The following is a 9,156-nucleotide window of genomic DNA, read 5'->3' on the forward strand; positions in this document are numbered from 1 at the left end:
TGCGCCGCCCAACCGGCGCAGCCTGCCGTTCTACCTGAACATGAGCCCCGAGCAGTTGGTTGAAAAAGTGTCGATATTGGCACTCTTCGACTATCACTAAGATATTTCCTACGCACTTTGCTGCCTGCGAGCCTATATACCACGCGTCTTTGGCGAATTACCGTCCTGAGGTCGCGGCAACTGGCAGGAAGCCAGCCGCTTCGTGGCCGTTGTAACCCAATGTGTGCGGACAGGTTGTTCGGAAATCTTTTTCGGGTCAGCGCCTTCGGGCCAGTTAGACATTCGAGCCTCGGCTCGTCCTTTGAAGGATAGGGATCATCATGCGTAAAACTCTTGCGATGACGTCGTGCCTGGGACTGTTGGCACTGGCCCCGTTTGCCCAGGCGGCAAGCAATCTGGTGTTTTGCTCCGAAGCGAGTCCGGCTGGCTTCGACGGTGCTCAATACACCTCATCCACCGATAACGATGCATCCGAGCCGATCTATAATCGACTCACCGAATTCAAGCAGGGCGATACCAGCGTGGTTCCGGGGCTGGCTACTTCATGGGATGTTTCGCAAGACGGTCTGACCTACACGTTTCATCTGCGCGAAGGCGTGAAGTTTCACAGCAACAAGAACTTCAAGCCCAGCCGTGATTTCAATGCCGACGACGTGCTGTTCACCTTCAACCGCATGCTCAACCCCGACCATCCGTTTCGCAAAGCCTACCCGACCGAGTTCCCCTACTTCACCAGTATGGGCCTGAACAAAAAGATCAAATCCATCGACAAGACCGACCCGCTGACCGTGGTGTTCACCCTCAATACGGTCGATGCAGCGTTCATCCAGAACATCGCGATGAACTTCGCCGGGATCCTCTCCGCCGAATACGCCGAATACGCCGAACAACTGATGGCCAAGGGTGATGTGCGCGACATCAACCAGCAACCGATTGGCACGGGGCCTTTCGTGTTCCAGCGCTATCAGAAAGACTCGCAGATTCGTTACAAGGGCAACAAGGAGTTCTGGGACCCGAGCCGGGTGAAGATCGACCAGTTGATTTTCGCCATCGAGACCGACGCCTCTGCCCGCATGCAGAAGCTCAAGGCCAACGAGTGCCAGGTCTCGGTCAACCCGCGTCCGGCAGACCTCGCCAGCCTCAAGGAAGACAAAAGCCTGCAGATCATCGAGAAGCCAGGCTTCAACCTCGGCTACATCTCCTACAACGTGCGCCACGAGCCGCTCGGCAAGCTGGAAGTGCGCCAGGCGCTGGACATGGCCGTCAACAAGCAAGCAATCATCAACGCGGTATATCAGGGCGCAGGACAACTGGCAGTCAATGCCATGCCGCCGACCCAGTGGTCCTACGATGACAGCATCAAGGACGCATCTTACGACCCGGAAAAAGCCAAAACCCTGCTGCGCGCGGCTGGCGTCAAGGAAGGCACCGAACTGACCCTCTGGGCCATGCCGGTCCAGCGTCCTTACAACCCCAACGCCAAGCTGATGGCCGAGATGCTGCAGGCCGACTGGGCCAAGGTCGGCATCAAAGTCCGGATCGTCAGTTACGAATGGGGTGAATACCTCAAGCGCACCAAGAATGGCGAACACGATATCTCGCTGATCGGCTGGACCGGCGACAACGGTGACCCGGACAACTGGCTGGGCACGCTGTACAGCTGCGCAGCCATTGGCGGTAACAACTACTCGATGTGGTGCGACGAAAAATACGACAAGCTGATCAAGGCCGCCGTCGCTGTCACCGACCGCGAGCAGCGCACCGACCTGTACAAACAGGCGCAACGCTACCTCAAGGAACAGGTGCCGATCACCCCGATTGCCCACTCGACGGTCAATCAGCCGTTGCGCGCCGAGGTCAGGGACTTCCACGTCAGCCCGTTTGGTCGCAACAACTTTTCAGGCGTCAGCATCGCCGACTGATCAGAAACTCCGCATGCCCTCGCCGTCTTGTGTCACGGCGAGAGCCAGCACTTGCGCGTTTATACCGATAACAACGCAGGGCCCAAAGCCCTGCACCACCAAAAGCCAGGCTTAAGAACTGGCATATAAAAAAGTGATAAAGGGAGCTGCACATCGTGAAAACAACAAGCACTGCATTATTGGCCTTATCTCTCTCGTCGTTCGGCGCATTGGTTCAGGCAGAGCCAGCCAGCCAGACGTTCATACCGACCGAGCTAAGTTCGAAGAATGCACAGGCCGACGCCAATGGCTTTATCGAAGATCAACACCTGACCGGCACGACCCGCAACTGGTACGCCAACGAACTGAAGCGTCGTGGCGAGGTTTTCCGCTACAACGACAACGGCATCGCTGAGCAGACCTCGCGTCGTATCAACTGGCAGCAGGGCACCATCGTCAACTACACCTCTGGCTACACGCAGGGAGTTGTAGGTTTCGCCACCGAGCTGGCACTGTACAACGCCATTGCGCTGGACCGTGACACCGATGACTTTGCAGGCAGTTCCAACCGGACCTTGGCCCACCGTGACGGCGATGCAGTCGGTCAGTGGAGCAAAATGGGCCTGGGCAACGTCAAGGCGCGAGTCTCCAACACGGTCCTGACCATGGGTCGCCAATCGGTGAACACCCCGGTCATCGCCTTCATTGGCAACCGCGCACTGCCTTCCAGCTTCCAGGGTGTTGCCGTACAGAGCGACGAGCTCAACAACCTGTCGTTTCAAGCCGGTAGCTTCGACCGCGTATCGCCACGTATGGAACAGAGTCTGGACAAGTTCCGCTCCGAGTACGGTGATCGCAGCCAGACCGCCGACCGCCTGGACATGTTCGGCGCTGACTACAAGCCGACCGACAGCCTGACTACCAGCTTTTATGCATCGAATCTGGAAGATTTCTGGCACCAGTACTACTTCGGCTTCACCCACGAACTGGGTGACAGCAAGGCACTGGCGCTCAGCACCAACCTGAACTACTACAAGACCAAGGACTCCGGTCAAAGCAAACAGGGCCCTATCGACAACGATACCTACAGCCTGTCGTTCACCGGTACGCATAACGCTCACAGCATCAGCCTTGCCTATCAGCAAGTGTCTGGCGATGAGTATTTCGACTATGCGCACGACACCAACGCAATCTTCCTGGCCAACTCCCTGCTCTCGGACTTCAACGGCCCGAACGAGAAATCCCTGCAGATCGCCTACGTACTGAACATGGCCGAATATGGCGTGCCGGGCCTGAAGTTCAACATTTACCAGGCGCGCGGCTGGGACATCGACGGTACCAAATATAAAGGCAACGTCTACGGCGACGTCCAGACAATCAATGGCGTTCGGACAGCGAGCGGCGTAAACGCAATGGACGGCGAGACTCACTACGAATACGGTATCGGTACGTCGTACTCCGTGCAGTCCGGCCCGCTCAAGGCCACTGCCATCCGCGCCACTTACACCACGCACCGCGCCAGCGAGAATCAGGCTGATGGAAACATCAACGAATTCCGTCTGGTGACCACCGTTCCGTTCAACATTCTTTGATTCGCTGAAAACCGTTCTGGTGCAAGGCAACAGCCTTGCGCCAGAACATCACCATCGGCGTCAACTCTATGGAGGGTTCACAATGAAACTGTTATCGCTACGCAACTCGATCGCCCTGGCCCTGCTCAGCGTCGCCGTCAGTGTTTCGGCAAAACCCCTGGTAGTCTGCACCGAAGCCAGCCCCGAAGGCTTCGACATGGTGCAATACACAACAGCCGTGACGGCCGACGCCGTGGCTGAAACCGTATTCAATCGCCTGGCGGATTTCAAACCCGGTACCACGGAAGTTATCCCAGCGCTGGCTGAATCCTGGGACATCAGCGAAGACGGTCTGACCTACACTTTCCACCTGCGCAAAGGCGTCAAGTTCCACACCACCGACTACTTCAAACCGACCCGCGACATGAATGCCGACGATGTGCTCTGGAGTTTTCAGCGTCAGCTGGACCCGAAACACCCGTGGCATGACAAGTCGAGCGTCGGCTTCCCCTACTTTGAAAGCATGGGCTTCAAAGAGCTGCTGAAAAGCGTCGAGAAAACTGACGACTACACCGTCAAATTCACCCTGACCCGCCGCGAAGCACCATTCCTGGCCGACCTGGCCATGGCGTTCGCCTCTATCTACCCGGCAGAATATGCCGACCAGTTGTTGAAAGCCGACAAGACCAACGATCTAAACAGCAAGCCAATCGGCACCGGCCCATTCATCTTCCAGCGCTATGCCAAGGATGCGCAGGTACGCTTCAAGGCCAATCCGGACTACTTCCGCGGCAAACCGCCTGCTGAAGCATTGATTCTGGCCATCGCCACCGACAACAACGTGCGCCTGCAGAAACTCAAGGCCAACGAATGTCAGATCGCGCTGTACCCAAAGCCGGACGACGTGCCGAGCATCAAGAAAGACCCGAATCTGAAAATCGATGAAATGGAGGCCATGACCACCGGCTATATTGCGATCAACACCACGCACAAATATTTGAGCGATGTGCGGGTACGCAAAGCCATTGACATGACGTTCGACAAGAACGCTTATGTCAACGCGGTGTTCGGCAAGGGTAATGCGCTGGTAGCAGTCAACCCGTATCCGCCGACCCTGCTGGGTTACAACAACAGCCTGAAGAATCCGCCGGTCGACCTCGACGAGGCACGCGCCTTGCTGAAGGAAGCAGGCGTGCCGGAAGGCACCACGTTTACCCTGTTCACCCGCAACGGCGGTGGCCCGACCAACCCTAACCCGATGCTCGGCGCGCAAATGATGCAGTCCGACCTGGCAAAGATCGGCATCAAGATCGACATTCGTGTCATGGAATGGGGCGAAATGCTCAAACGCGCCAAGAACGGCGAACATGACATGGTGTCTGCCGGCTGGGCAGGCGACAATGGCGACCCGGACAACTTCCTGACCCCGATGCTTAGTTGTGAAGCGGCGAAAAACGGCGAGAACTATGCACGCTGGTGCAATGCCGAATTCCAGACGCTGATCGACAAGGCCCGCGAAACAGTGAACCCGCAGGAGCGTGCGACGCTCTATGAGCAAGCTCAGGCAATATTCAACAAGGACCAGCCGTGGATCAGTATGGCTCACACCAGAATGTTCACGGCCATGCGTAAGAATGTGGAGGGCTACCAAATCAGCCCGCTCACAACCAACAACTTCGCCACTACCCAGGTGAAGTAGAAAAATAATCCGGCGAGCTCATAACCCGAGACTCGCCGGAGCACGCCTAACCGGCTGATGAGGTACACACCAAGATGTTTAGTTTTATCGCCCGCCGAGTGGGGTTGCTGATACCCACTTTCTTCGGCATCACCTTATTGACCTTCGCCCTGATTCGCCTGATTCCGGGCGACCCGGTCGAAGTCATGATGGGTGAGCGCCGGGTCGATCCGGAAATGCACGCTCAGGCCATGGAACGTCTTGGTCTGAATAAGCCACTGTATGCCCAGTACATCGATTACATCGGCAAGCTCGCCCACGGCGACCTCGGTGAATCGCTGCGTACGCGCACCAGTGTCTGGAGCGAATTCACCTCGCTGTTCCCGGCAACCCTTGAGTTGTCGCTGGCGGCACTGATTTTTGCGGGTATTCTCGGGTTGCTGGCCGGGGTCATCGCCGCACTCAAGCGAGGGTCCCTGTTCGACCATGGGGTCATGGGGATTTCCCTGGCGGGCTACTCCATGCCGATCTTCTGGTGGGGCCTGATCCTTATCATGTTCTTCTCGGTATCACTGGGTTGGACGCCGGTATCCGGGCGGATCGACCTGCTGTACGACATTCCGCCGGTCACCGGCTTCATGCTGATCGACACCTTGCTCAGTGACGAACAAGGCGCGTTTCTCGATGCTTTGCATCACCTGATTCTTCCGGCCATCGTGCTGGGCACCATCCCGCTGGCGGTAATCGCCCGGATGACCCGCTCTTCGATGCTCGAAGTACTGCGTGAAGACTACGTGCGTACTGCACGGGCCAAAGGCCTGTCGCCAGCACGCGTGGTATTCGTTCACGGCCTGCGCAATGCGCTGATTCCAGTGCTGACCGTATTCGGCCTGCAAATCGGCACATTGCTGGCCGGTGCGGTACTGACCGAAACGATCTTCTCTTGGCCCGGTATCGGCAAGTGGCTGATCGAAGCCATCGGTGCCCGGGATTATCCGGTCGTGCAAAACGGCATTCTGCTGATCGCCTGTCTGGTGATCCTGGTCAACTTCGTGGTGGATATCCTCTACGGCTTTGCCAACCCACGCATCCGTCATCAGCGCTGAGATCATCGATATGAGCACCCCTACTCATGCGGTAGCAGTCGATCAAAGCCTGCTTTACCCATCCCCGTACAAAGAATTCTGGCAAGCGTTCTCGAAAAACAAAGGCGCGGTTGCCGGCCTGCTGTTCATGATCCTGATCGTGTTCTGCGCCCTGTTCGCCCCATGGGTTGCGCCACATGACCCGAGCGAGCAATACCGTGACTTCCTGCTGACACCTCCGGTGTGGCTTGAAGGCGGTCAATGGCAATTCATCCTCGGCACCGACGAACTGGGCCGCGATCTGCTGTCGCGTCTGATCCAGGGTTCGCGCCTGTCGCTGCTGATCGGTCTGGCATCGGTGGTCATGTCGCTGATCCCGGGCATCCTGCTGGGCTTGCTGGCGGGCTTCTTCCCGCGCGTGCTAGGCCCTTCGGTCATGCGCCTGATGGACATCATGCTGGCCCTGCCATCGCTGCTGCTGGCTGTAGCCATCGTGGCAATTCTCGGCCCTGGCCTGATCAACACCGTGATCGCCATCGCCATCGTGTCGCTGCCGTCCTACGTACGTCTGACCCGCGCTGCGGTAATGGGCGAGCTGAACCGTGACTACGTGACGGCTGCGCGTCTGGCCGGTGCCACCCTGCCACGCCTGATGTTCATCACCGTGCTGCCCAACTGCATGGCACCGCTGATCGTTCAGGCAACGCTGAGTTTTTCCTCGGCCATTCTCGACGCCGCAGCGCTGGGCTTCCTGGGCCTTGGCGTACAACCACCGACGCCTGAGTGGGGCACCATGCTCGCCTCGGCGCGCGACTACATCGAACGTGCCTGGTGGGTCGTAAGCCTGCCCGGTCTGACCATTTTGCTCAGCGTGCTGGCAATCAACCTGATGGGCGACGGTCTGCGCGATGCGCTGGACCCGAAACTCAAGAACGCCGCCTGAGGAGATTCGCATGTCACTTCTTGAAATCAAGAATCTCAACGTCCGCTTCGGCGACGCCAAGGCCGTACCTGTTGTGGACGGCCTGTCCCTGAGCGTCGAGAAAGGCGAAGTATTGGCCATTGTTGGCGAATCGGGGTCCGGTAAATCCGTGACCATGATGGCGCTGATGGGGCTGATCGATTCACCCGGCATCATCACCGCCGACGCGCTCAACTTCGACGGCAAGGACCTGCTCAAGCTGAACGCACGGCAGCGTCGTCGCATCATCGGCAAAGACCTGGCGATGGTTTTCCAGGACCCGATGACCGCGCTGAACCCCAGTTACACCGTGGGCTTCCAGATCGAGGAAGTGCTGCGCCAGCACCTGAACATGTCGGGCAAGGCGGCACGCCAGCGCGCGCTGGAACTGCTGGAAAAGGTCGAAATCCCTGGTGCGGCTGCGCGCCTGAATGCCTACCCGCATCAACTGTCGGGCGGCATGAGTCAGCGTGTAGCAATTGCCATGGCCATCGCCGGCGAACCCAAGCTGCTGATCGCCGACGAACCGACCACCGCGCTGGACGTGACCATTCAGGCGCAGATCATGGAGCTGTTGCTGAGCCTGCAAAAAGAGCAGGACATGGCGCTGGTGCTGATCACTCACGACCTGGCGGTAGTGGCTGAAACCGCCCAGCGCGTCTGTGTGATGTATGCCGGTCAGGCCGTCGAAGTCGGTCAGGTGCCTGGTCTGTTCGAGGTCCCTGCCCACCCGTACAGCGAAGCCTTGCTGGCCGCTATTCCCGAGCACAGCATGGGCGCCGAACGCCTCGCCACGCTGCCGGGCATGGTTCCGGGTCGCTATGACCGGCCACAGGGTTGCCTGCTGTCACCGCGCTGCCCGTATGTGCGCGACAACTGCCGGACCGAACGTCCTGGCCTGGACCCCAAGGCCCATAGCCTGGCGCGCTGCTTCTATCCCTTGAATCAGGAGGTGGCGTAATGAGCGTCGTACTTACCGCCCGCGACCTTACCCGTCACTACGAAGTCTCCCGAGGCCTGTTCAAAGGCACAGCGCTGGTGCGCGCGCTTAACGGTGTGTCCTTCGAACTGGAAGCCGGCAAGACCCTGGCTGTGGTCGGCGAGTCCGGCTGTGGCAAGTCGACGCTGGCCCGCGCGCTGACACTGATTGAAGAACCTTCATCGGGTTCGCTGAAAATCGCTGGCCAGGAAGTGACCGGTGCCAGCAAGTCCGAGCGCAAGCAGTTGCGCAAAGACGTACAGATGGTATTCCAGAGCCCTTACGCGTCGCTCAACCCACGCCAGAAAGTCGGTGACCAGCTCGGCGAGCCGCTGTTGATCAACACCAAACTGTCGGCAGCAGAACGTCGGGAAAAAGTGCAGGCGATGATGGCTCAGGTCGGTTTGCGCCCCGAGCACTATCAGCGCTACCCGCATATGTTTTCCGGCGGTCAGCGTCAGCGTATCGCGCTGGCCCGGGCGATGATGCTACAGCCCAAAGTGCTGGTCGCGGACGAACCGACTTCGGCGCTGGACGTGTCGATTCAGGCACAGGTGCTGAACCTGTTCATGGATTTGCAGCAGGAATTCAACACCGCCTACGTGTTCATCTCACACAACCTTTCGGTGGTGCGTCATGTCGCCGATACGGTATTGGTGATGTACCTGGGGCGGCCAGCGGAAATGGGTTCCAAGGAAGAGATCTACAACCGTCCGCTGCACCCTTACACTCAGGCACTGTTGTCAGCGACCCCGACCATCCACCCGGACCCGCTCAAACCGAAGATCAAGATCGTCGGCGAGCTGCCCAACCCGCTCAACCCGCCAAGCGGCTGCGCTTTTCACAAACGCTGCCCTTACGCGACCGAACGTTGCGCAACAGACGTACCGGAACTGCGCCTGGTGGATAACCGCCAGGTGGCCTGCCACTATGCCGAGCAATTTGTAGCGGCATAGGCTGAAGCTAGGAGGGTGTAGACAA

Annotated in this window: 7 protein-coding genes; all 7 read left to right on the top strand. The window is 58.5% G+C overall.

What is annotated here, in order from left to right; all coding sequences use genetic code 11:
* The first annotated feature begins 320 nt into the window (after nt 1-320).
* The 7 genes from ALO64_RS22580 (at nt 321) to ALO64_RS22610 (ending at nt 9,131) form a co-directional block, all read left to right on the top strand.
* Nucleotides 321-1,922 (top strand): ABC transporter substrate-binding protein, encoded by a 1,602-nt coding sequence (locus tag ALO64_RS22580; RefSeq protein ID WP_044344376.1) that lies wholly within the window; start codon nt 321-323, stop codon nt 1,920-1,922.
* Between the two features lie 155 nt (nt 1,923-2,077).
* Nucleotides 2,078-3,493 (top strand): OprD family porin, encoded by a 1,416-nt coding sequence (locus ALO64_RS22585; RefSeq protein WP_004656773.1) that lies wholly within the window; start codon nt 2,078-2,080, stop codon nt 3,491-3,493.
* Between the two features lie 82 nt (nt 3,494-3,575).
* Complete coding sequence (locus tag ALO64_RS22590; RefSeq protein WP_044344377.1) at nt 3,576-5,171, top strand: ABC transporter substrate-binding protein; 1,596 nt, start codon at nt 3,576-3,578, stop codon at nt 5,169-5,171.
* Between the two features lie 74 nt (nt 5,172-5,245).
* On the top strand, nt 5,246-6,256 hold the full coding sequence (locus tag ALO64_RS22595; RefSeq protein ID WP_002555193.1) for an ABC transporter permease subunit: 1,011 nt from the start codon (nt 5,246-5,248) through the stop codon (nt 6,254-6,256).
* A 10-nt stretch (nt 6,257-6,266) separates the two neighbouring features.
* Nucleotides 6,267-7,178: an ABC transporter permease subunit gene (locus ALO64_RS22600; RefSeq protein ID WP_044344378.1), complete on the top strand. Its 912-nt coding sequence runs from the start codon at nt 6,267-6,269 to the stop codon at nt 7,176-7,178.
* 10 nt (nt 7,179-7,188) lie between these two features.
* Entirely contained in the window at nt 7,189-8,157 is a 969-nt protein-coding gene (locus ALO64_RS22605) for an ABC transporter ATP-binding protein (protein WP_002555195.1), read from the top strand.
* Nucleotides 8,157-9,131, top strand: coding sequence for a peptide ABC transporter ATP-binding protein (locus ALO64_RS22610; protein ID WP_044344379.1), 975 nt, complete (start codon nt 8,157-8,159; stop codon nt 9,129-9,131). Before ALO64_RS22605 ends, ALO64_RS22610 begins: the two co-directional genes overlap by 1 nt.
* Nucleotides 9,132-9,156 lie beyond the last annotated feature (25 nt).

Source organism: Pseudomonas meliae (assembly GCF_001400515.1).
Lineage (GTDB): Bacteria > Pseudomonadota > Gammaproteobacteria > Pseudomonadales > Pseudomonadaceae > Aquipseudomonas > Aquipseudomonas amygdali.